The 22,317-nt window shown below is 61.8% G+C and carries 23 protein-coding genes; 13 read left to right on the forward strand and 10 right to left on the reverse strand.

The features are described from left to right. Positions 1–101 precede the first annotated feature (101 nt). From rpsI to NKI61_RS18195, 3 genes are all read right to left on the reverse strand, one after another. Positions 102–584, reverse strand: coding sequence for a 30S ribosomal protein S9 (gene rpsI, locus NKI61_RS18185; RefSeq protein WP_023669408.1), 483 nt, complete (start codon positions 582–584; stop codon positions 102–104). 1 nt (position 585) lies between these two features. After that, positions 586–1,050, reverse strand: a complete 465-nt coding sequence (gene rplM / locus NKI61_RS18190) for a 50S ribosomal protein L13 (protein WP_023669409.1) — start codon at positions 1,048–1,050, stop codon at positions 586–588. Positions 1,051–1,265: 215 nt separating this feature from the next. Beyond that, on the reverse strand, positions 1,266–1,730 hold the full coding sequence (locus NKI61_RS18195) for a PaaI family thioesterase (RefSeq protein ID WP_023669410.1): 465 nt from the start codon (positions 1,728–1,730) through the stop codon (positions 1,266–1,268). 146 nt (positions 1,731–1,876) lie between these two features. Here NKI61_RS18195 and NKI61_RS18200 point away from each other — a divergent pair, with 146 nt between their 5' ends. The 7 genes from NKI61_RS18200 (at position 1,877) to NKI61_RS18230 (ending at position 7,167) form a co-directional block, all read left to right on the forward strand. Further along, a complete protein-coding gene (locus NKI61_RS18200; RefSeq protein ID WP_023734125.1) occupies positions 1,877–2,698 on the forward strand; it encodes an enoyl-CoA hydratase in 822 nt (273 codons plus the stop codon). Between the two features lie 11 nt (positions 2,699–2,709). Beyond that, the gene (locus NKI61_RS18205) at positions 2,710–3,132 is read left to right on the forward strand and encodes a VOC family protein (protein ID WP_023689472.1); all 423 of its coding nucleotides are present in this window, start codon (positions 2,710–2,712) and stop codon (positions 3,130–3,132) included. Between the two features lie 8 nt (positions 3,133–3,140). Continuing rightward, positions 3,141–3,923, forward strand: a complete 783-nt coding sequence (locus NKI61_RS18210; RefSeq protein WP_352840221.1) for an AAA family ATPase — start codon at positions 3,141–3,143, stop codon at positions 3,921–3,923. Continuing rightward, positions 3,920–4,636, forward strand: coding sequence for a GNAT family N-acetyltransferase, cg3035/Rv0428c family (locus NKI61_RS32930; protein ID WP_502899904.1), 717 nt, complete (start codon positions 3,920–3,922; stop codon positions 4,634–4,636). Before NKI61_RS18210 ends, NKI61_RS32930 begins: the two co-directional genes overlap by 4 nt. Positions 4,637–4,669: 33 nt before the next feature. Then, positions 4,670–5,191, forward strand: coding sequence for a CoA-binding protein (locus tag NKI61_RS18220; protein ID WP_352840223.1), 522 nt, complete (start codon positions 4,670–4,672; stop codon positions 5,189–5,191). A 174-nt stretch (positions 5,192–5,365) separates the two neighbouring features. Further along, complete coding sequence (locus tag NKI61_RS18225; RefSeq protein ID WP_023669415.1) at positions 5,366–6,646, forward strand: O-acetylhomoserine aminocarboxypropyltransferase; 1,281 nt, start codon at positions 5,366–5,368, stop codon at positions 6,644–6,646. 173 nt (positions 6,647–6,819) lie between these two features. After that, the gene (locus NKI61_RS18230) at positions 6,820–7,167 is read left to right on the forward strand and encodes a cupin domain-containing protein (protein WP_023734124.1); all 348 of its coding nucleotides are present in this window, start codon (positions 6,820–6,822) and stop codon (positions 7,165–7,167) included. A gap of 21 nt (positions 7,168–7,188) precedes the next feature. Here the strand turns inward: NKI61_RS18230 and NKI61_RS18235 are convergent, their stop codons facing one another. The 3 genes from NKI61_RS18235 to NKI61_RS18245 all read right to left on the reverse strand — a co-directional run bounded on the left by NKI61_RS18235 (position 7,189) and on the right by NKI61_RS18245 (position 9,865). Beyond that, a complete protein-coding gene (locus NKI61_RS18235) occupies positions 7,189–7,776 on the reverse strand; it encodes a transporter substrate-binding domain-containing protein (protein WP_352535704.1) in 588 nt (195 codons plus the stop codon). Between the two features lie 146 nt (positions 7,777–7,922). Further along, on the reverse strand, positions 7,923–9,170 hold the full coding sequence (locus tag NKI61_RS18240; RefSeq protein ID WP_352840224.1) for a cytochrome P450: 1,248 nt from the start codon (positions 9,168–9,170) through the stop codon (positions 7,923–7,925). A 107-nt stretch (positions 9,171–9,277) separates the two neighbouring features. Further along, on the reverse strand, positions 9,278–9,865 hold the full coding sequence (locus tag NKI61_RS18245; protein ID WP_352840225.1) for a hypothetical protein: 588 nt from the start codon (positions 9,863–9,865) through the stop codon (positions 9,278–9,280). 309 nt (positions 9,866–10,174) lie between these two features. Between NKI61_RS18245 and clpP the strand changes: the two genes are divergently transcribed. From clpP to NKI61_RS18265, 4 genes are all read left to right on the forward strand, one after another. After that, positions 10,175–10,804 (forward strand): ATP-dependent Clp endopeptidase proteolytic subunit ClpP, encoded by a 630-nt coding sequence (gene clpP, locus NKI61_RS18250; RefSeq protein WP_023682306.1) that lies wholly within the window; start codon positions 10,175–10,177, stop codon positions 10,802–10,804. A 295-nt stretch (positions 10,805–11,099) separates the two neighbouring features. Further along, positions 11,100–12,374 carry an ATP-dependent Clp protease ATP-binding subunit ClpX gene (gene clpX, locus NKI61_RS18255; RefSeq protein WP_023682305.1) on the forward strand — a complete coding sequence of 425 codons (1,275 nt, stop codon included), beginning with the start codon at positions 11,100–11,102 and terminating at the stop codon, positions 12,372–12,374. A 274-nt stretch (positions 12,375–12,648) separates the two neighbouring features. Beyond that, complete coding sequence (gene lon, locus NKI61_RS18260; RefSeq protein ID WP_352840226.1) at positions 12,649–15,060, forward strand: endopeptidase La; 2,412 nt, start codon at positions 12,649–12,651, stop codon at positions 15,058–15,060. A 196-nt stretch (positions 15,061–15,256) separates the two neighbouring features. After that, positions 15,257–15,529, forward strand: coding sequence for an HU family DNA-binding protein (locus NKI61_RS18265; RefSeq protein ID WP_023669423.1), 273 nt, complete (start codon positions 15,257–15,259; stop codon positions 15,527–15,529). Between the two features lie 100 nt (positions 15,530–15,629). On the opposite strand, the gene NKI61_RS18270 is transcribed toward NKI61_RS18265, so the two are convergent. After that, on the reverse strand, positions 15,630–16,652 hold the full coding sequence (locus NKI61_RS18270; RefSeq protein WP_352840227.1) for an aldo/keto reductase: 1,023 nt from the start codon (positions 16,650–16,652) through the stop codon (positions 15,630–15,632). Positions 16,653–16,835: 183 nt separating this feature from the next. Here NKI61_RS18270 and NKI61_RS18275 point away from each other — a divergent pair, with 183 nt between their 5' ends. After that, positions 16,836–17,402: an SIS domain-containing protein gene (locus NKI61_RS18275; protein ID WP_352538790.1), complete on the forward strand. Its 567-nt coding sequence runs from the start codon at positions 16,836–16,838 to the stop codon at positions 17,400–17,402. A gap of 3 nt (positions 17,403–17,405) precedes the next feature. After that, positions 17,406–18,149, forward strand: a complete 744-nt coding sequence (locus NKI61_RS18280; RefSeq protein WP_352840229.1) for a creatininase family protein — start codon at positions 17,406–17,408, stop codon at positions 18,147–18,149. Between the two features lie 227 nt (positions 18,150–18,376). Here the strand turns inward: NKI61_RS18280 and NKI61_RS18285 are convergent, their stop codons facing one another. The 3 genes from NKI61_RS18285 to NKI61_RS18295 form a co-directional block, all read right to left on the reverse strand. After that, positions 18,377–19,294: a carbohydrate ABC transporter permease gene (locus NKI61_RS18285; RefSeq protein WP_023669427.1), complete on the reverse strand. Its 918-nt coding sequence runs from the start codon at positions 19,292–19,294 to the stop codon at positions 18,377–18,379. 9 nt (positions 19,295–19,303) lie between these two features. Beyond that, positions 19,304–20,419 (reverse strand): carbohydrate ABC transporter permease, encoded by a 1,116-nt coding sequence (locus NKI61_RS18290; RefSeq protein ID WP_023682300.1) that lies wholly within the window; start codon positions 20,417–20,419, stop codon positions 19,304–19,306. Between the two features lie 98 nt (positions 20,420–20,517). Then, positions 20,518–22,182, reverse strand: a complete 1,665-nt coding sequence (locus NKI61_RS18295) for an ABC transporter substrate-binding protein (RefSeq protein WP_352650133.1) — start codon at positions 22,180–22,182, stop codon at positions 20,518–20,520. Positions 22,183–22,317 lie beyond the last annotated feature (135 nt).

Genomic DNA, 22,317 nt, shown 5'->3' on the forward strand with positions numbered 1-22,317 from the left:
GGGGAGGTCGCGCCGAAGGCGCGGTCGGGGTGACTGCCGTGACCGCAAAACAAAAAAGGCCGCCCGGAAGCGGCCTTTCGATTGCTTGAAGCCCGATACGCTTAGCGCTTCGAGAATTGGAAGCTGCGGCGGGCCTTCGCCTTGCCGTACTTCTTGCGCTCGACGACGCGGCTGTCGCGGGTCAGGAAGCCGCCCTTCTTGAGCACGGCGCGCAGTGCCGGCTCGTAGTAGGTCAGCGCCTTGGAAATGCCGTGACGAACGGCACCGGCCTGGCCGGACAGGCCGCCGCCGATGACGGTGGCGACGATGTCGTACTGGCCGGCGCGGTTGGAAGCGATGATCGGCTGGTTGAGGATCATCTGCAGGACCGGACGCGCGAAATAGGTCGCGAATTCCTTGTCGTTGACGACGATCTTGCCGGAACCCGGCTTCACCCAGACGCGCGCAATGGCGTTCTTGCGCTTGCCGGTGGCATAGGCGCGGCCCGACTTGTCGAGCTTCTGGACATGGACGGGTGCTGCCGGCTGGGTGTTGGTGTTGCCGGTGGCGGCGCCCAATTCTGCGAGCGAGGAAAGCTCAGCCATCTTATGCAACCTTCTTGTTCTTGGCGTTCAGCGCGCCGACGTCGAGGGTGACGGGCTGCTGGGCGACATGCGGATGTTCCGTGCCTGCATAGACGCGGAGGTTCTTCATCTGGCGACGGCCGAGCGGCCCGCGCGGGATCATGCGTTCGACGGCCTTCTCGACGACACGCTCGGGGAAACGGCCCTCGAGCAGCTGGCGCGCGGTGCGCTCCTTGATGCCGCCGGGGTGACCGGTGTGCCAGTAGTAGACCTTGTCGGTGAACTTCTTGCCGGTGAACACCACCTTGTCGGCATTGATGACGATGACGTTGTCGCCGTCGTCGACATGCGGGGTGAAGGTGGGCTTGTGCTTGCCGCGAAGATGATTGGCGATGACAGTGGCGAGACGGCCGACGACGAGACCCTCGGCGTCGATCAGCACCCACTTCTTCACCACATCCGCAGGCTTCTGCGAAAAGGTTGCCATGGATTTCTGCTTTCGATTTTGACCTTCCGAAGAAGGCGTTTCTTGTTGCTTGGATTGGCGACAAGGCACTTGCCCGCCGCCAATAACAAAACGGCGGCCTTTGCGGGCCGCTGCTTCGTGACGGCTTATAGGCGAGGGGAGTGGGCACGTCAAGGCGCAGGAAACGCACGTCTGCTCGCAAAGTGTAATAAAAACAAAGGTTTGACCAAAAGGTATTATTTTACCACATCGGCGGCGCGCTTCGGCGGGATCGAATAGGTGCCGGTCGCATGCGCTACCGTGTGTTCCCTCGGTCCGCCGACGATGTCGATATCGAACACCATCAGGCTCTTGCCCAGCTTCAGGATGCGGCAATGGCCGTCGATCGGGCCGGCCTCGGCCTTGCGGACGAAATTGATGTTGAGGTTGACGGTAACCGAAAGCGCATCCGGCCCGGCATGGCTGAGCACGCAGACATAGCCGCCAATGTCGGCCAGCGTGAACAGCGAGGGCCCGGACACCGTGCCGCCGGGCCGCAAATGCCGCTCGTCGGCATTGAGCCGCACCGTGCAGCCGCCCGGAAACACATCGAGCGCCTCATACGACGTGAACTCGTCGTTGAGCTGCGGGTAGACGCTGGCCATCAGCGCATTGACTTCAGCCGCCGTCAGCACCGGCTTGAGATTATCCTGGGCGGGCATGTCGGTCTCTCGTTCTATGCCGGGCCTGTATGAACGCAATGATGCGCTTCTGGCAACACCTCTGGCGCAAGCGATGGGTGTTGATGAAACTCGATCCGATATTAGATAGTCTGGCGGCGCCCGGCGGAATCGCGGAGACCCTTGTCATGGCCGAAATCCTTTCGATCAAACCTGTTGCCATAGACGGGCCGGTCATCGCCGGGCTGGACAAGGGCGTGCTGCGCCTGACGCTCGCCAATCCGCCCGCCAATGCCTTGTCGCTTTCCGTCATGGCGGCATTCAGCGCCGAGCTCGACCGTGCCAAGGCCAACAAATCGGTCCGCGTCATCGTCTTGGCGGCCGCCGGGAAAGTCTTCTGCGCCGGTCACGATCTCAAGGAAATGACCGCGCGCCGCGCCGACGCCGACAAGGGCAAGGGGTTTTTCGAGCAGACATTTTCGGCTTGCGCGGCGTTGATGCAGCAGATCGTGCGCCATCCGCTCCCGATCATCGCCGAAGTCGATGGCCTAGCCACCGCTGCGGGGCTGCAACTGGTTGGCAGTTGCGACCTCGCCATTGCCTCGCATGAAGCGACCTTCTGCACGCCGGGCGTCAATATCGGCCTGTTTTGTTCGACGCCGATGGTGGCGCTGTCACGCAACGTGTCTCACAAGCACGCCATGGAAATGCTGCTCACCGGCGAGACCATCGACGCCGCAACCGCCAAGGAATTCGGCCTGGTCAACCGCGTCGTGCCGCGCGAATACCTGAATCAGATCGTCACCAAATACGCGCAAACCATTGCCTCCAAATCATCTCTGGTGGTCAAGACCGGCAAGGAAGCCTTTTACGCGCAGGCCGAGATGGGGTTGGCGGACGCGTATGCCTATACCGGCCGCGTCATGGTCGAGAACATGCTGGCCCGCGACGCCGAGGAAGGCATCGGTGCCTTCATCGGCAAGCGCAAACCGGAATGGACGGACGAATAGGTTTTCGATCCATGGAACCGCGCATCTCCATCATCACCATCGCCACCGACGATCTCGAGCGCGCCGTGCGCTTTTACGAAGGCATGGGCTTGAAGCGCCACGCCGGCATCACCGATGGCGTCGCCTTCTTCCAGATGGGCGGCGCCATTCTCGGCCTGTTCCCGAGGCCAAGCGCCGAGGAGGATTCAGGCATTGCCTTCGCCGCAGCACCGTCGGCGGTCTACCTCGCCTACAACACCCGCTCCGATGCCGAAGTCGACGACGTGCTGGCGGCCGCCGAGAAGGCCGGCGGCAGGATCGTCAAGCCGGCAGGCCGCGCCTTCTGGGGCGGCTGGTATGGATATTTCGCCGATGCCGACGGCCATGTCTGGGAAGTCGCACACAATCCGGCCTTCCCGATCGCGGATGACGGCACCATCTCGCTGCCGGACTGAGCGTCCGCATGGGCTATCGCAAGCAACTGACCCGGCTTAAGGCGCCTTATCTCAAACGCATCCTGATTGACCCCGAGCGCGTGGAAGATTGGGAAAAATATCCATGGAACCTGCCGCTGTTTCGCGGCCGTGAATTCGAGCTCGAATTCACCACGCCGATCACCATCATTGTCGGTGAAAACGGCACCGGCAAATCGACACTGCTGGAAGCCATCGGCGCGCTGGCCGGTTACGACGAGGCCGGCGGCGGCAAGGGCTATCGTCCGGTCGATCATTCCATCGCCATCGACAAGAGCGGTGCGGCACTGGCGAATACATTCCGCGGCCACTGGCTGCCGAAGGTCACCGCCGGCTGGTTCTTTCGTGCCGAATCTTTTTACTCGGTCGCGCGCTATCTCGACCAGGCGGCACTCGAAGACCCGTTCAGGCCACCGCCACCGGACTTTCTATCGTGGTCGCATGGCGAAGGCTTCATCCGCTTCTTCGAGGAGCGCTGCCGCCGGCAAGGCGTCTACATCCTCGACGAGCCCGAAAGCGCGCTGTCGCCATCGCGGCAGATCGAGCTGCTGAAGATGCTGCGGCGCATGGACCGGTCCGGCACGGCGCAAGTAATCATGGCGACGCATTCGCCGCTGCTGATGGCTTGTCCCGGCGCGCGGCTCTTCCGAATCAGCCGTTTCGGCCTCGATCCGGCCGATTTCAGCGACACCGATCATTTTCGTATGATGCGCGACTTCTGCACCGACCCCGAGACGTTTATGGAGGAAGCGCTGAGGGAAGGCGACGAATGACTGTTCCTGACGATGATCTCAATTGGCGGGTCGAGCAGGCTTGCCGCGAAGGCTTCCCGGCGTCGTCCGAGACGGTCGTCGATGGCTGGCTTCTGCGTCGGTCAGGCGGCAAGATTCGCCGAACCAACTCGGTTAATCCGCTACGTGGCAAACGGGCAGGGCCCGAAGCGGCGCTAGCGGCCGCGGAGGTATTCTATGCCGACCACGGTCAGACGCCTTTGTTTCGGGTCGCTGCCATTGCCGCCGAGATGGACACGATTCTTGACCGTCACGACTATGCCTTTGAAGGCGGCACGATCCACCTGCTCGCTGATATCGAGCCGTTCAAAGCATCGCGCGACGCACAGGTCGTCATCTCAACAATGCCAAGCGAAAATTGGTTCGACGCGCGATTTCGCATGGGAGCCTACGGCGACATAGATCGCCTCGTCTTTCGCGAAACGACCGGGCTGATCGCCGGGGAGAGGGCTTTTGCGTCGAGCGAACGCGACGGCGAAATTGTCGCCCTGGCCTTTGGTGTCATCCGTGATGGACTGCTGGTCGTGGAATCGGTTGAAACCGATGGCCGCTTCAGGCAGCAAGGGCTGGGCCGCAAGACGGTTGGCGGCCTGATCGGCTGGGCGGGGGGGCGGCGCTTCGGCCGCCTGCCTTCAGGTCGTCGCCGACAACGCGCCAGGCCGCGCGCTCTATGCCTCGCTTGGGTTCAACCGTGAACTCTACCGCTATCACTACCGCAGGAAGGCCGCATGAACCACGACGCATACGACAATGCCTATATCGGCGGCATCCTCAATTCTGTGAAGACCATCGCCATGGTCGGCGCGTCGGCCAACGATGTCAGGCCGAGCTTTTTCGTGCTGAAATATCTGCTGGCCAAGGGCTTTTCGGTGTTTCCGATCAATCCGGGGCAGGCGGGCAAGGAAATCCTCGGCCGCATGACCTATGCTAGCCTTGCCGATCTGCCGGAGCCGGTCGACATGGTCGACATCTTTCGCGCCTCTGCAGCGGTGCCCGGCATTGTCGATGAGGTGCTGAAGCTCGATCCCTTGCCGAAGGTGATCTGGATGCAGCTTGGCGTGCGCGACGACGAGGCGGCGACGCGTGCCGAGGCGGCCGGTATCAAGGTGGTGATGAACCGCTGCCCGAAGATCGAATATGGCAAGCTGTCGGGCGAGATTGGCTGGACCGGCGTCAACTCCGGTGTGCTGTCGTCGAAGAAGCCGCTGATGCGGTCGGGATTCCAGAGTTTCGGTGTGCGCCAGAAGTAAGGCAGTGAATGGTGAATGGTGAATAGAAGGATTTTCCTGGAAGCCGGGTAAAGGCGCATATGAGCGGCTTGCAATCAAGGTGGGACTGGCCGACTTTGCGACCACCATTCATCGCTCACCATTGACCATTGACCATTTCATCATTCACACGTTTACCGCTCACGGAGGTTTTCGATGACCCGCACGCCCGGTTTCAACACGCTCGCCGTCCATGCCGGCGCCAAGCCCGACCCGGCGACGGGCGCGCGCGCCACGCCGATCTACCAGACGACCTCCTTTGTGTTCGACGATGCCGACCATGCCGCTTCGCTGTTCGGGCTGAAAGCCTTCGGCAACATCTACACCCGCATCATGAACCCGACCCAGGCGGTGCTGGAGGAACGGATCGCGGCGCTTGAAGGTGGCACAGCGGCGCTTGCCGTTGCTTCCGGCCATGCCGCACAGGTGATCGTGTTCCACAATCTCATGCGGCCTGGCGATAATTTCGTCGCCGCCACAAGGCTTTACGGTGGTTCGATCAATCAGTTCGGCCATGCCTTCAAGAATTTCGGCTGGGAGGTGCGTTGGGCCGACACCAACGACGTCTCCACCTTCGAAAGCCAGATAGACGACAAGACCAAGGCGATCTTCATCGAGAGCCTGGCCAATCCCGGCGGCACCTTCGTCGACATAGAGAAAATCGGCGACATCGCCCGCAAGCACGGCTTGCCGCTCATCGTCGACAACACGCTGGCCTCGCCCTATCTGGTGCGGCCGATCGAGCATGGCGCCGACATCGTCGTCCATTCGCTGACCAAGTTCATCGGCGGCCACGGCAATTCGATCGGCGGCGCCATCGTCGATGGCGGCACGTTCGACTGGTCGAAATCCGGCAAATATCCGATGCTGTCGGAGCCGCGCCCCGAATATGGCGGCCTTGTCCTGCACGAAACCTTCGGCAATTTCGCTTTCGCCATCGCCGCGCGCGTGCTTGGCCTGCGTGACATCGGCCCGGCCATTTCGCCGTTCAATGCCTTCCTGATCCTGACCGGGCTGGAGACCCTGCCGCTCAGGATGCAGCGCCATTGCGACAATGCGATCACCGTAGCCGGCTGGCTGTCCAACCACCCCAAGGTCGCCTGGGTCAACTATCCCGGCCTGCCCAGCGACAAGAACAACGCGCTGCAGAAGAAATACTCGCCGCAAGGCGCCGGTGCTGTCTTCACCTTCGGCCTGAAGGGCGGCTACGAGGCCGGCATCAAGTTCGTCGAGGCGCTCGAACTGTTCTCGCACCTCGCCAATGTCGGCGACACCAAGTCGCTGGTCATCCATCCGGCATCGACCACGCATCGCCAGCTTTCCGACGAGCAGAAGGTCAAGGCGGGCGCGGGACCGGACACGGTCCGGCTTTCCGTCGGCATCGAGGATGTCAACGACATCGTCGCCGATCTGGAACAGGCTTTGACCAAGGTTTGATTTTTTGAGCGAGTAGTGAGTAGTGAGTAGTGAGTAGTGAGTAGTGAGTAGTGAGTAGTGGTCGGTATTCACTAGTTAGCAGTGACTAGTGATTAGCCACCCGTTCGAGGGAGCGCTTTCCGCTCACTACTCACTGCACTACTCACTACTCACTAACCTGTTGGAGGCAAACCCTGTCCGCGCATTACCTGGCCATATCGACCGACAGCGTCGACGCCGAGATTGGCGCCCCGGCGCCGAATCGTCTGATTGCGGGCGATCCGAAGTTCCGCACCTGGAATGTCGAGGAGCGCGATGGCCGCCTCTATGCCGGCATCTGGGAAGCGACGCCGGGCAAATGGCGCATCGAATATGACGAATGGGAGTTCTGCCACATCCTGTCCGGCGTCTCGGTGGTTGCCGAGGATGGCGGCGAGGCGCGCACGGTGCGCGCCGGCGACAGCTTCGTGCTCAGGCCAGGCTTCAGGGGCAGCTGGGAAGTGCTTGAAACGACCCGCAAGGAGTATGTGATCAAGCTCTGACGCTCGCGGCGCGCTTGGACTTCACAAAAGCCGATCGATGTCAGTGTCGGAAAAGCCGTATCCGCTCATCATCTCCCTGTGCCAGGGACTTCCAAGCAAATCACTGAGACATGAATCGACGCGCTGGAGCAGGGTGGCACTGCCTTTGGCGAGAGCGAAAGCGCCGGGCGCTGGCTGTTTTTCGACTGCCGGGACGTCGACGACGTCGAGAGGCGCGTCGGGTCGCCGGCTCAGATAGCCGCGATGCGCGAGCGCTGCACTCGCATAGGCATGCACCACGCCGGCCGCGACGGCGTTAGCTGCTTCGGCCTGAGTGGCAAATATCCTTAGCCGTTCGGGCTGAATAGCGTTTTGCAGGGCCGTCCGGTGCTGGATCTGGCCCGATATGACGCCGATCAGCGCCGTCCGATCATTGGCGACGGACCGATAGCCATCGAAGGCGCGGGGATTGTCTTTCGCGACCAGCAATCCATTCGCCAGCATCCAGATCGGCCTTGTGAAGTCGACCAGCTTCCGGCGGTCGTCGGAAATGAACAGGCCGGTGGTTATGTCCCACCGATCTTCGGCAAACCCAGGCAGCAGCTCGGCAAACTCGGTCTCGATGGGCAAAAGTTCCAGCCCGAGCGTCAGGCAGACCCTCTTGGCCAGTGGGCATCGCTGCCGCCCAGACGTCCCGATCCGTCGATAAAGCAGAAGGGTGGTTCCTGTAGAAAGGCGAATCTCATTTTCTCGGGCATGCGTCGGCTCCGCCGTCCTCACAAGCTCACAATGAGCTTTTCCAGCCCATGAAAATGATAGGTGTCGCGGAAGCGCGGCTGCTCCGCAAGATGGAGTTGCGGCTGCCGCTCGAACAGGGTTTTCAGCGACACCTGCAATTCCAGCCGCGCCAGCGGCGCACCAATACAGAAATGGATACCGGCGCCGAACGAGACATTCTTCTGGTCTGGTCGGCCGGGCCGGAAGGCGCCAGGTTCGGCAAAGGCAAGCGGATCATGATTGGCCATGCCGAGCAGCAGGCCGACCGTCTCGCCCGGTTGTACGACAACCCCGGATGTCACCTCGACCTCCTGATAGGCGTAGCGGGTGAACATGTGCAGCGGCGCGTCGAAGCGCAGGCACTCCTCGACCGTCGCAGCGGTTGCTTCCGGCGAGGTGAAGAAACGGCCGGGGTCGCCGCCTTGCGCCAGCAACGTGCGCACGGCGTTGCCGGTTTGATGGACGGTCGCCTCGTGGCCGGCATTGAGCAACAGGATGGCGGACGAGACCAACTCGTCTTCCGACAGCTTTTGGCCATCCTCCTGCGCCGCGATCAGCAGCGACAGCAGGTCGTCGCTAGGCTTCTTGCGCCGCTCGGTGACATAGCCGCGCAAAAAGTCGGAAAAATCGCGCGCGGCGCGATTGGCCGCTTGCTCGGTCTCGCGCGTGCGGCCATGCATGTACATGGCCACCATCCGGTGCGACCAGTCGAGCAGTTGCGGCCCCATTTCGACCGGCACGCCAAGCATTTCGGCAATGATGGTGATCGGCAACGGCGCGGCGAAGCTGGGCAAAAGATCGACCTGGCGCGGTTCGAAACGGTCGATCAGCTCATTGGCCAGCGCCTCCACGCGCGGCCGCAGCCGCTCGACCTGGCGCGAGACGAAGGCGCGGTTGACCAGGGTTCTGAGCCTGGTGTGCACCGGCGGCTCCAGCTCCAGCATCGAATTGCTCTCGATGCCGTCGAAAGCGGCCAAATGCGAGCGATCCTCGCCGATGCCGCGGCTGTCGGGAATGCCGGCCGGGTTCTGGCGGCCGAAGCGGCGGTCGCGCAACAGCCGGTTGACGTCGTCGAAGCCGCCAAAGCACCAGAAGCCGAATTCCTCCCAGAAGAAGGCATTCGATGCGCCATGCAGGACGGCATAGGCGTCGTAAGGGTTCTGGAAAAACGCCGGTTCGTGCGGATCGAGCCGCAGGCGGCGCGTGGCTGGATCAAAGGCGAGGTAGGGCGGCATGGATGTGGTCATGCCAGACCATTAGCGCGGCTTGCCGGCTTGGTGCCAGACCGTATGTTGGCCCCCGACGGGCCTATGAATTGAGCTAACCGAGACGGACCTCGGCGAAGTACCGAAGTCTAGTCCTGGCAATGCCTGGCAATATGCACGCGGCGCCAGCTGGTCGAGCCTTCCTGCACCACCACCCGGCGCGCCACCCTCTGGTATGACGGCGCTATCTGGGTGACGTGCCGCCGCTCGGGCCGCACCAGCACTTCATGGGCGACGCTTTCATATTCGGCCGGCAGCACAACCCGGCGTGTGCGCTCCGGTTCAAGCATCACCGTTTCGGCGACACGCGCGTAGCGGGCCTTGCGCCACACCTTGCACAGCACCTTGCGGCCCTGGATGACGCGCCATTCCCAGGCATAGCCGCCATCGTCGACCTGGACCGTGCGGTAAACGGTGCGGGTTCTCGCCGGTACGATGTCATAGGTGACTCGGGGCGGCGCGATCTGCTCGACGCGCTCCATGGTGCCATAGATCGGCGGATCATAGTCGACCAGCTGCCCGGGACTGACCATGACGTCTTCATAGACGGTGTCATAGAGCGCCGGCCTGTGCACCGGCTCATAGCATTCGGCGGCCCGGCCGTCGGCAACCGCATCGGACACCATGCCGAGACCGGCAAGGCCGGAAATGGCGAGGCAAACAGTTTTCCTGATCATGGCACTCCTCCTGTTTGAACGCGAGAAGGTGAGGTTCAACGTTGAACTGTAGGGGATGGTTCTCCGGGGGAAAGCGGTTTCGCCGCGTTTCGTTAAGCGACGCGGTTAAGGAATTGCTACACCGCAAAAACGCCGTTGGCCGCCTTCGGGCTTCCCTTGCGCGGAAACCTTGATTCGACTTAACCAGATGGCTAGGAGAGGCGGCCTTGCGCTAGGGTGAGCCGGCATCCTATTTACATTCTAACCATCAAGAACCGATTCTGCCCGATTTCCCGGCGCCGGAATCCCCATCTCCAAAAAGGGTAGTCCATGAAGAACCCCGTCGAAACCTACATGAACCTCGTTCCGATGGTGGTCGAGCAGACCAATCGCGGCGAGCGGGCCTACGACATTTTCTCGCGCCTGCTGAAAGAGCGCATCATTTTCATCACCGGCCCGGTCGAAGACGGTATGGCGACGCTGGTTTGTGCACAGCTTTTGTTCCTCGAAGCCGAGAACCCGAAGAAAGAGATCAATCTCTACATCAACTCGCCGGGCGGCGTGGTGACCTCGGGCATGGCGATCTACGACACCATGCAGTTCATCAAGCCGGCAGTGTCGACGCTGTGCATCGGCCAGGCGGCGTCGATGGGCTCGCTGCTTCTGACCGCCGGCCACAAGGACATGCGTTTTGCCACGCCGAACGCCCGTATCATGGTTCACCAGCCTTCCGGCGGTTTCCAGGGCCAGGCCTCCGACATCGAGCGGCACGCGCAGGACATCATCAAGCTGAAGCGCCGCCTCAACGAGGTCTACGTCAAACACACCGGCAAGAGCTACGAAGACATTGAAAAGACGCTTGACCGCGACCATTTCATGACCGCCGACGAAGCCAAGGATTTCGGCCTCATCGACAAGGTCATTTCGTCGCGCGAGCCGGTCGAAGGCGCTGCGGCATAAGCGCTGCATGGCAGTTGGATGGCGGGATAACGCGCTTTTGCTGGGATTTGCGGCATTTCGGCCACAATTGGCTGTTCCCTCGGTGGATGGGATTGCCTACGTTAAGGCTATGTTGATTTTCGACGGCTTAGCTTTGTGCAGGGTTGGCGCGAATCATTGCGACGTTTTCTGATTTGTGTTTCGTACGGAATGCGTTGCGGGAGCCGGGACACTGGCGGCGGCGAATTCCCGCGATAGATAGAATATGCGCCCTTTCAGCCAGACCATCGGCGGGCGGCCATGAAAGGACAGGAAAATGAGCAAAGTCGGCAACAACAGCGGTGATTCGAAGAACACGCTTTATTGCTCGTTTTGCGGCAAAAGCCAGCACGAGGTGCGCAAGCTGATCGCCGGCCCAACGGTGTTCATCTGCGACGAGTGCGTAGAGCTGTGCATGGATATCATCCGCGAGGAGAACAAGACCTCGATGGTGAAGTCGCGCGAGGGCGTGCCGACCCCGCAGGAGATCCTGAAGGTTCTCGACGACTATGTCATCGGCCAGCCCTACGCCAAGCGCGTGCTGTCGGTGGCGGTCCACAACCACTACAAGCGCCTGGCGCATGCCGGCAAGAACAACGACGTCGAATTGGCGAAGTCCAACATCCTGCTGATCGGCCCGACCGGCTGCGGCAAGACGCTGCTTGCCCAGACGCTGGCCCGCATCATCGACGTGCCCTTCACCATGGCCGACGCGACGACGCTGACCGAAGCCGGTTACGTCGGCGAGGACGTCGAAAACATCATCCTGAAGCTCCTGCAGTCGGCCGACTACAATGTCGAGCGCGCCCAGCGCGGCATCGTCTACATCGATGAAATCGACAAGATTTCGCGCAAGTCCGACAACCCATCGATCACCCGCGACGTGTCGGGCGAGGGCGTGCAGCAGGCGCTTCTGAAGATCATGGAAGGCACCGTTGCCTCCGTGCCGCCGCAGGGCGGCCGCAAGCATCCGCAGCAGGAATTCCTGCAGGTCGACACCGCCAATATCCTGTTCATCTGCGGCGGCGCCTTCGCCGGGCTGGACAAGATCATCTCGGATCGCGGCAGGAAGACTTCCATCGGCTTCGGCGCCATCGTGGCTTCGCCCGAGGATCGTCGCACCGGCGACGTGTTCCGCCTGGTCGAGCCCGAGGATCTCTTGAAGTTCGGCCTCATCCCCGAGTTTGTCGGCCGTCTGCCGGTCCTGGCGACGCTTGAAGACCTCGACGAGCCGGCGCTGATCCAGATCCTGACCGAGCCGAAGAACGCGCTGGTCAAGCAGTATCAGCGGCTGTTCGAGATGGAGAGTGTCGACCTGACCTTCCACGAGAATGCGTTGTCGGCGATCGCCAAGCGCGCCATCGAGCGCAAGACCGGCGCCCGTGGCCTGCGCTCGATCATGGAAGCGATCCTGCTCGACACCATGTTCGAACTGCCCGCTCTGGAAGGCGTGCGCGAAGTGGTGATTTCGGAAGAAGTGGTGACCGGCAGCGCCCGGCCGCTCTACATCTATTCCGAGCAGAAGGAAAAGAAGGGCAACGTCAGCGCCTGATCTGGCATCTGGTCTAACCTTTTTATGGAACGGCGCCCGCGGGGCGCCGTTTTGCTGTGGTGAGGTACCAATCCTTGTAACGGAGTGGATGAACGGACCGTGTCGACCCTTGATCTTTGCCCACCGTGCATCCAACTAACACTGGAAGGCCGAGGTGCCGAATTCTGTGCTGTAAAACTCCCGTCACAAACGGTGGTAGGCGGAACGATCCCCGGTCGTTAATATGAGATTCGCGGTTGGCTCGATTAGCGGCCGCGACATGAAAGGTTGGACAATGGCCAAAATATCCAAGGCTCCCAGCGACGGCGTCTTCGCAGTCCTCCCACTGCGCGACATCGTGGTGTTCCCGCACATGATCGTTCCGCTCTTTGTCGGGCGTGAAAAGTCGATCAAGGCGCTGGAAGAGGTTATGGGTCAGGAAAAGCAGATCCTGCTTGCCACCCAGATGAATGCCGCCGATGACGATCCCACGCCCGATGCGATCTTCGACATCGGCACGCTCGCCAATGTGCTGCAATTGCTGAAGCTGCCCGACGGCACCGTCAAGGTGCTGGTCGAAGGCGCTTCGCGTGCCAAGATCGTCTCGTTCACCGACCGTCCGGACTTCCACGAAGCTACCGCCACGGCGCTGGTCGAGCCGGAGGAGGAAGAGGTCGAGGTCGAGGCGCTCGCCCGTTCGGTCGTCACCGACTTCGAAAACTACGTCAAGCTGAACAAGAAGATCTCGCCTGAAGTGGTGGGTGCCGCCAGCCAGATCGACGACTATTCCAAGCTCGCCGATACGGTTGCTTCGCACCTCGCCATCAAGATCCCCGAGAAGCAGGAGATGCTGGCCACGCTGTCCGTCAAGGAACGGCTGGAAAAGGCGATGGGCTTCATGGAAGCCGAAATCTCCGTCCTGCAGGTGGAGAAGCGCATCCGCTCGCGCGTCAAGCGCCAGATGGAGAAGACGCAGCGCGAATACTACCTCAACGAGCAGATGAAGGCGATCCAGAAGGAACTCGGCGAAGGCGAGGACGGCCGCGACGAGGCCGCCGAGATCGAGGCGCGCATCAAGAAGACCAAGCTCTCCAAGGAGGCCCGCGAAAAGGCGGAAGCCGAGTTGAAGAAGCTGCGGACGATGTCGCCGATGTCGGCGGAATCGACCGTCGTGCGCAATTACCTCGACTGGATCCTGTCGATCCCGTGGGGCAAGAACTCCAAGGTCAAGCAGGACCTGGCGTTTGCGCAGAACGTGCTCGACACCGATCATTTCGGCCTCGACAAGGTCAAGGACCGCATCGTCGAGTATCTCGCCGTGCAAAGCCGCCAGAAGAAGCTGAAGGGGCCGATCCTGTGCCTCGTCGGCCCTCCCGGCGTCGGCAAGACCTCGCTCGGCAAGTCGATCGCCAAGGCGACCGGCCGCGAGTTCATCCGCATGGCGCTTGGCGGCGTGCGTGACGAGGCCGAGATCCGTGGCCACCGCCGCACCTATATCGGCTCGATGCCCGGCAAGGTCATCCAGTCGATGAAGAAGGCCAAGAAGTCCAACCCGCTCTTCCTGCTCGACGAGATCGACAAGATGGGCCAGGACTTCCGCGGCGATCCGTCATCGGCTTTGCTCGAGGTGCTCGATCCCGAGCAGAACTCGACGTTCATGGACCATTACCTCGAGGTCGAATACGACCTGTCGAGCGTGATGTTCGTGACGACGGCGAACACGCTGAACATCCCTGCGCCCCTGATGGACCGCATGGAGATCATCCGTATCGCCGGCTACACCGAGGACGAGAAGATCGAGATCGCCAAGCGTCACCTGATGCCCAAGGTGATCCGCGATCATGCCCTGCAGCCGAAGGAATTCTCCGTCGGCGAGGACGCGATCCGCGGCATCATCCAGACCTACACCCGTGAAGCGGGCGTCAGAAGCCTGGAGCGCGAGCTGATGAAGCTCGGGCGCAAGGCGGTGACCGAGATCCTGAAGACGAAGAAGAAGACGGTGAGCATTACGGCGGCGAACCTCGCCGATTACCTCGGTGTTCCGCGCTTCCGCTTCGGCCAGGTCGAGGCCGACGATCAGGTCGGTGTCGTCACCGGTCTTGCCTGGACAGAAGTCGGCGGCGAGCTGCTGACGGTCGAAGGCGTCATGATGCCCGGCAAGGGCCGCATGACGGTGACCGGCAATCTGCGCGACGTGATGAAGGAATCGATCTCGGCGGCGGCCTCTTATGTCCGCTCGCGGGCCATCGATTTCGGCATCGAGCCGCCGCTGTTCGACAAGCGTGACATCCACGTCCACTTGCCCGAAGGCGCCACGCCGAAGGACGGTCCGTCTGCAGGTGCTGCCATGGCGACAGCCATCGTGTCTGTCATGACTGGTATTCCGGTCCGGGCTGATGTGGCGATGACTGGCGAGATAACGCTTCGCGGCCGCATCTTGCCGATCGGCGGCCTCAAGGAGAAGCTGCTCGCCGCATTGCGCGGCGGCATCAAGAAGGTGCTGATCCCGGAAGACAACGCCAAGGATCTGGCGGAAATACCGGACAATGTGAAGAACGGTATGGAGATCATTCCGGTCTCACGTGTCGGCGAGGTTCTGAGGCACGCGTTGGTGCGCATGCCGGAGCCGATCGAGTGGGTCGAGCCAGTCAATCCGCCGGCTTCCACCGATACCGTTGACGATGCTGGAAAGTCGCTTGCACATTAGAAATTACTAAAGTTGCAGTGCACAAAGAGAGAGCCGGGCCTTGAGCCCGGCTTTTTCATGTGAAAAACCCACCTTTTCCGGGCTTTTTTCAACTTATTTCCGGCTTTTTGACTTGGGTTTGCGAGCGCTTCTTTCTAAAGTCCCTCTCCTGCCGGATGAGTCGAAAGTTCCGGTTTTCTCATGGAAGGGAATTTTTATGAACAAGAACGAACTGGTTTCCGCTGTCGCTGAATCCGCGAGCATTTCGAAGGGTGACGCACAGTCGGCGGTTGAGGCGGTGTTCTCCGTCATCACTGGCGAACTGAAGAAGGGCGGCGATGTACGGCTCGTCGGCTTCGGAAATTTCACCGTCTCCAAGCGTGCGGCATCGACTGGCCGCAACCCGCAGACTGGCGCGGAAGTGAAGATTCCGGCGCGTACCGTGCCGAAGTTCTCGGCCGGCAAAGGCCTCAAGGACGCGGTCAACTAAAAATTTTTCAGAGAATGTTGAAAAGCCGGGTTCGCCCGGCTTTTCTTTTGCCTCGATGCCAAGGCGAGGCGGCAGGCCGTCAGCCCGCTGAGGCAGGCCGTTAGCCCACCGGCGCATCCGCGCGCATCAGGCCTTCCTGCGTGAGGTCCGCCCACAGCGCCGCGGGCAGCTTGGCATCGAGCAGGGTGCGGTTGCTTTCGACTTCACTCGGCCGCTGGCCGCCGGGGATGACCGACACCACGGAAGGGTGCAGCAGCGGAAACTGCAGCGCCGCCTCGATCAGCCTGACGCCATGGCGCTGGCAGACGGCCTCGATGCGCCCGACGCGTTCCATGATGTCCCTTGGCGCCTCGGAGTAATTGTAATAGGCGCCTGGCTTTGGCCCGGTCGCCAGGATGCCGGAATTGTAAGGACCGCCGAGAACGATGCCGATGCCGCGTTGCTCACAGAGCGGCAGGAAGGTGGCAAGCGCTTCCTGTTCCAGAAGCGTGTAGCGCCCGGCCAGCAGGAACAGGTCGAAGTCGCCACGCTCCGCCAGCGTCTGGCAAACCTCCCATTCGTTGATGCCGCCGCCGAAGGCCTTGATCACGCCCTGGTCGCGCAGCGCAACCAGTCCGTTGTAGCCCGAGGCCATGAATTCCTCGATGCGCTGGTCTGACGCCTCCTTGCTGCCATGGGTGAAGATGTCGAGGTCATGGACGAAAAGGATGTCGATGCGGTCGACGCCAAGCCGTTCCAGCGACGCCTCGAACGAGCGCATGACGCCGTCATAGCTGTAGTCGTAGACCTCCTTGCGCGTCGGTGTGTCGAAGAACTTGCCGATGCCGGTTCGTTCCTCCGGCGGGCAGGCGCGCAACAGGCGACCGACCTTGCTCGACAGCACATAGTCGTCGCGCTTCCTACCACGCAGGAAGGCATTGAGCCGTGTTTCGGCAAGGCCCAGGCCATAGAGCGGCGCGGTGTCGTAGTAACGGCAGCCGGTCGCCCACGCCGCCTCCAGCGTCGCGTTGGCATCCTCGTCGGGGACGGCGCGGTAAAGGTTGCCGAGCGGCGCGCTGCCGAAGCCAAGCTCGGTGAAGTCGAGGCCGCCATTGCCGATGCGGTCGAAATGCCGTGTCTTCATGTCGTGCTGATTTCCTGGATTGATTGTCTGACATGACACTATCACGCCGCTGGCTCAGCAAAAGCCGCCATGGCCGTTGGACAGGCATTTTCGCGGTGATAGCATGAACAAAAACAAGCCTTTTTCCGAAAGCGCGCAACCCGAAATCACCGGCCACAACCCAGCCGGACAGATGGGACTCTCATGACGAATGCCGGCTCGGATATGTTTTCGACGGCCCTGCAAGAGCTGGGCTCCGTACTGGCGCGCGTCGACGAAGCCGGCATCGACACCGCCTGCGAAACCCTGGCCCGCGCGCAAAAGATCGTCGTCTATGGCTGCGGCCGCGAGGCCTTGCAGCTCAAGGGTTTCGCCATGCGCCTCTATCACCTCGGGCTTGAGGTGTCGGTGGTCGGCGACATGAACACGCCACCGCTTGGCGCAGCCGATGTCTTCCTGGTCAGTTCCGGCCCGGGCGAGACGACGACGGTGCTCACCTTGATGCAAGTCGCCCGCAAGGCCGGCGCCACCGTGCTTTTGCTCACCGCCGAGGCAGGCAGCAGTGCGGTCGCCCTTGCCGACTTCACCTTGCTGATCCCGGCGCAGACCATGGCGCGTGACCAGGGGCCGCAAAAGACATCGCTGCTGCCGATGGGCTCGGTCTTCGAAGGGGCGCTGTTCCTGCTGTTCGAGGTGATGGTGCTGAAGCTCAAGGCGCTGACCGGCCAGTCGTCCGAGGCCATGCGCACCCGCCACACCAACATGGAATAGATCATGCGCTACGAACTGATGCTGCCGCACCAGATCCGCAAGGCGATCGCCGAGAACTGGCCGGTCGCTCTCCCGCTCGGCGTGCTCGAATATCACGGCGAGCACATGGCTGTCGGCATGGACACGCTGGCCGTCATCAAGACGCTGGAGCTCTACGAGAAGGAGGCCGACATCGTCATCCTGCCGGCTTTCTACTACGGTGCGGCGAGCTATGTGGTGGCAGCACCCGAAGGCAACGGCTCGGTGCAGGTCGGCGGCAACCAGCTGGCGCCGTTCGCCGAAGAATTGTTCTACAGCCTGCTGCGCATCGGCTTTCGTAACATCAACGCCATCATCCACCACCAGACCGAGAACTTTGCCGCCGGCATGCCGACCGATCTCGCCTTCAAGGCCGCCGGCCGCCAGGCGATCTTCCGCTTCCTCGAGAAGCAGCGCGGCGAGGGCTGGTGGGGCTCAGACGAGATGGCCGATTATTATGCCGGGCACGCCGCCGGCGAGAATTTCTTCAACTGGGTGCAGGTGCACCCGCTGATGTCGGCTGCCATGAACGGGAAGTATCCGTTCGATCACGCCGGTGTTGGCGAGACATCATTGATGCTGGCACTGTGTCCGGAAGCGGTCGATGCCGGGCGTTTTGGCGAGAATACCGCGTGGTATACGGCGAGTGCGCCGGAGGCCTCGGCGGAGCTGGGGCGAAAGGGTGTGGCGATGATCATGGATCACCTGAGGGCGATATTGGGGCGCTAGCAGACAAAGTCGCTCTGTAGCTTCACACCCCGCTCTGTCCTGCCGGACATCTCCCCCGCAAGGGGGGAGATCAGATGTCATTTCCGCTTTCGCCAATCACCTACGTCGCAAGAAAAGCGATGCAGCCAAAGCTGCCGATCTCCCTCCTTGCGGGGGAGATGGCCGGCAGGCCAGAGGGGGGTGCTGTCCCGCCGAGGTCAACAGTAGAGGGGCACGCCGCCTCTCGCCTACTTCACCGCCCCAGCCGTCATGCCCATGATCAGATACCGCTCAAGCGCAATCCCGATGACCGCCAGCGGTGCGATCGCGGCGGTGGCAAGAGCCGCCATCGACCACCAGTTGATGCCTTGCGAGCCGGTCTGGCTCGCCACCATGACCGGGATGGTCTTGGCGTCGGTCGAGGTCAGCAGCGCGGCGAAAAAATACTCGTTCCAGCACAGCACCATCGCCAGGATGAAAGCGGCGACCATGCCCGGCAGCGCAATCGGCATGACGATGCGGAAAAAAGCGCCCCAGATCGAGAGGCCGTCGACCAGCGCTGCCTCCTCGAGCTCGACCGGGATCGAGTTGAACTGGTCGCGCATGATCCAGATGACGATCGGCAGCACCATCAGCGTGTAGAGCAGGATCAGGCCGATGCGTGTGTCGAGCAGACCGACCTCGCGGTAGAGCACCAGGAAGGGCAGGGCCAGCACCACCGGCGGCAGGATCAGCTGCGACAGGAAGAAGAAGGAGATGTCCTCGTTCTTGAACCAGGCGAACTGATAGCGGTAGCGGGTCAGCCCATAGGCGGCGAGGCTGCCGATGACGATGGCGAGGCTCGACGCGCCGACCGAGGTGATGACCGAATTCATGAAGCGCTTGAAAAACTCCTCCCGCACCGTCGAGGTCTGGAAGATCGAATCCGGCGACAGGCCGAGCGAGCGCCAGCCTTTCCAGTCCGGTTGGAAGTCGACGAACGGGATGAGGTGTCCTTGCGTGACGTCGACCGCGGTCTTGAACGAGGTGGTGATGGTCCAGTAGATCGGGAACAGGCAGATGAAGGCCCAGAACGCCAGCGCGCCATAGATGAAGATGCGATTGGCCAGAAAACCCAGCGGTGAGCGGATTTCCGAGGCAGCATAGTCGGTGGTCTGGACGCTCATTGTGCCTCGTCAGTTCACGTTGCGCACGAAGCGATTGGCGAATTTCAACAGCCAGGTCACGAACACGACGATGATGACGAGATAGGCCATCGCCAGCATGGTGCCGTAGCCGACATTCGAACGGTCGCGGTATTCGCGGTAGATGAAGCTCGACACCGAATCCGTGGCGCCGCCAGGCCCGCCGGAGGTGACGGTAATGATGATGTCGGCGAGCTTCAGCTTGAAGATGATGCGCAGGATCACCGCCGTGACCGACACCGGCAGCATCAGCGGGAAGGTGACCTGCCAGAAAGTCTGCCAGGGCGTAGCGCCATCGACGCGCGCCGCTTCCAGCACGTCGCGCGACATCGCCTGCAGGCCGGCAAGCAGCATGATCATCATGAACGGGATGAAGGTCCAGGCGTCGAGCACCATGATCGAGATGCGGGCGGTGATCGGGTTGGAGAAGAAGGCGGGGTTTTCCCAGCCGAGATGGCGCGCCAGCGTCGCCGCCGGCCCGAAACGGTACTCCATCAGCGATTTGCCGATCATCCACGACACCGCGACCGGCGACAGCATCAGCGGCATCAGGAAGACGACTCGGAAGAATTTGCGCGCCCGGATCTGCGCGTTGAGCAGCAGCGCCAGGCCGAAGGCAATCACATACTCAACCAGCACGGCGAGCACATAAAGCACCATGTTGAACAGCGCGTTGCGGTAGTAGGGATCGGCCAGCATCTGCCAGAAATTGTCGAGCCCGTTGAACTTGCGGCCGGAAAAGGACGACAGGTTCCAGTCGGTCAGCGCGATATAGAAGCCGAACAGCGTCGGGAAGATCACCATGGCGATGGTGAACAGCAGCGCCGGCAGCAGGAACAGCGCGCGCTGGCCGTCCTCGCCGCGCGTCAGCACCTGGCCGATGCCAAGCGTCACGCCCCACAGAACATAGGCGTAGACGATCGGACGCCAGGTCTCGAAGCCGAGCGTGGTGATCTCGTTCTTGTAGAGGATCTCAAACGCGATCACCGCCAGCAGGCCAAGCGTGGCGGCCGCCATCAGGGCAAAACCCGCCCGCTTGCGGGCCGGCGAGATCAGATCGGCTGGGCCGGCGTTGGCCGGCCATACATTGGTGGTCTGGTCAGCCACGCGTCCCCGTCCGTTTAAAAAATCAAGCCTGCGACCGGCCCGAGCCGGTCAGGTCCGGCGGCTTGCACCGCCGGACCTGTTGTCACGATAGGATCAGCCTACACGCCGAGCGAGGCCTTGTAGAGCTTGATCTGGTTTTCGCGGCCGATCTGGTCGGTCAGCTTCTCCCAGGCCGCGGCAATGGCGTCGGCGCCTTCCTGCGCCTTCATCTTGCCGGCGAATGTGTTGGCCAGAATGTCCTCGGCAGCCGAATAGTACTGGAAGATGCCGGGGATGCGCGGTTCGATCGCCGCGTTCGGATGGTTGTAGCTGTCGGCTTCCGACTTCAGATACGAGGTGATGAACGCCTCGTCGTAGCCTGCCGCCACCCATTCGGGAATGTCGAAATGCGAGTTGCGGTAGGGCTGGAACCCGGACGGATACATCGCCGTCCAGATTGACAGGTCCTTGCCGCCGAGATGAGCGGCGGCCGACCATGCCGCTTTTTTCTTCTTTTCGTCCGTATCGACGCGGGCCATGACATAGACGCCCCAGCCGAGATAGGCACAGTTTGGCGCATAGTTCGGGCCGCTGGCGAGTTTGTCCCAGGCGCCGGTCTTGGCATTGTAGACGTCGTCGGACCCCGGCAGGATCGAGAAGCCGGTGACGTCGCCGATAACCGAGCTATCGTTGGTCTTGACGTTGGAGCCGACGTCGCCCCACCAGGTGACCATCGAGCCGGTGCCGGCCAGGAACTGCTGGAAGGCTGTCGTATTCGGGTCGGCGTTGATCTGGTCGGCGGGCTCCGACGGCAGCGCGTCGATGACGTCCTGGATGGCGCGCACCCAGGCCGGATTGTTGATGCGCGGCTTCATCGTGTCGGCATCGAACAGCCAGGCCTTGTCGTCGGGATGCTTGGCATAGGCGGTGGCGCGGCTGCCGAGGAAGTAGAAGCCGAAACCGCCCCAGGCCTTGGGCGCATCGAGATAGCCGAAGACGTCCTGGTCCTTGAACTTCTTGCCCTTGAGGAATTTTGTGACCGCCTGGACTTCCTGCCAGGTCTTCGGCACACTCCATTCGGTGGTCGCGCCGCCGTCCTTCCACGCCTTGGCGAGGTCGGCATCGGCAAAAACGTCGGTGCGGTAATTGAAGTTGTGCGCATCGCCATCGACGGTGATCCGGTACTGCTTGCCGTCCCAGGTGCCGACCGGCGGCTGCAGATAGGCCACGACATCCTTCATGTCGATCTGCTCTTTGACCCAGTCGGGCATCTCGGACGTCAGGCCCTTGCCGCAGACATCGCCTTCGAAGGGCGCGCCCATCTCGATGATATCGAAGTCGACGGTGCCGGTGGCGATCGACTGCTGCAGGCGGGCATTGTAGTCGGCCTGCGCCAGGTCGATCCAGCTGATCTTGGCGCCGGTATAGGCCTCCCACGGCTTCAGGAAGCCGCGGAACAGCACATTGTGCAGGTTCTGGTTGTTGAGGCCCATGAAGGTGAGCTCGACGCCGGCGAATTCGCCTTCCTTGACGTTGGCCTTGGTGGCTTCCAGGCAGAGTTCGCCGACCTTCTGGAAATCGGCATCCGTCGGCTGACCCTTGCCGACGCCGGGGATCTGCAGAATTTTGGAGCGTAGCTCGCTGGCGGCTTCAGCCGGGCGGGTGAAAGCGCCGAGCCCAGCGCCCGATGCGGCGGCGATCGCGGCCATCGAGGCCGCGCCTTTGAGTATGTCACGCCGGGTGGCACCCGCGCGGACGAGTTTTTCGTACAGACCGACTCTCATCTATTCCTCCCAGAACAACAGTCGTGAATTAAAATGCCAATCCCTCCGACGCCGAAACGTCGGCGGTTCTCCTTTATCATACGGGGACGTGGGACCCCACCCTGCGTCGCCTGGAGCTCCGATTTTCGGATAAAA

The organism is Mesorhizobium sp. M0514, from assembly GCF_040321145.1.
Lineage (GTDB): Bacteria > Pseudomonadota > Alphaproteobacteria > Rhizobiales > Rhizobiaceae > Mesorhizobium.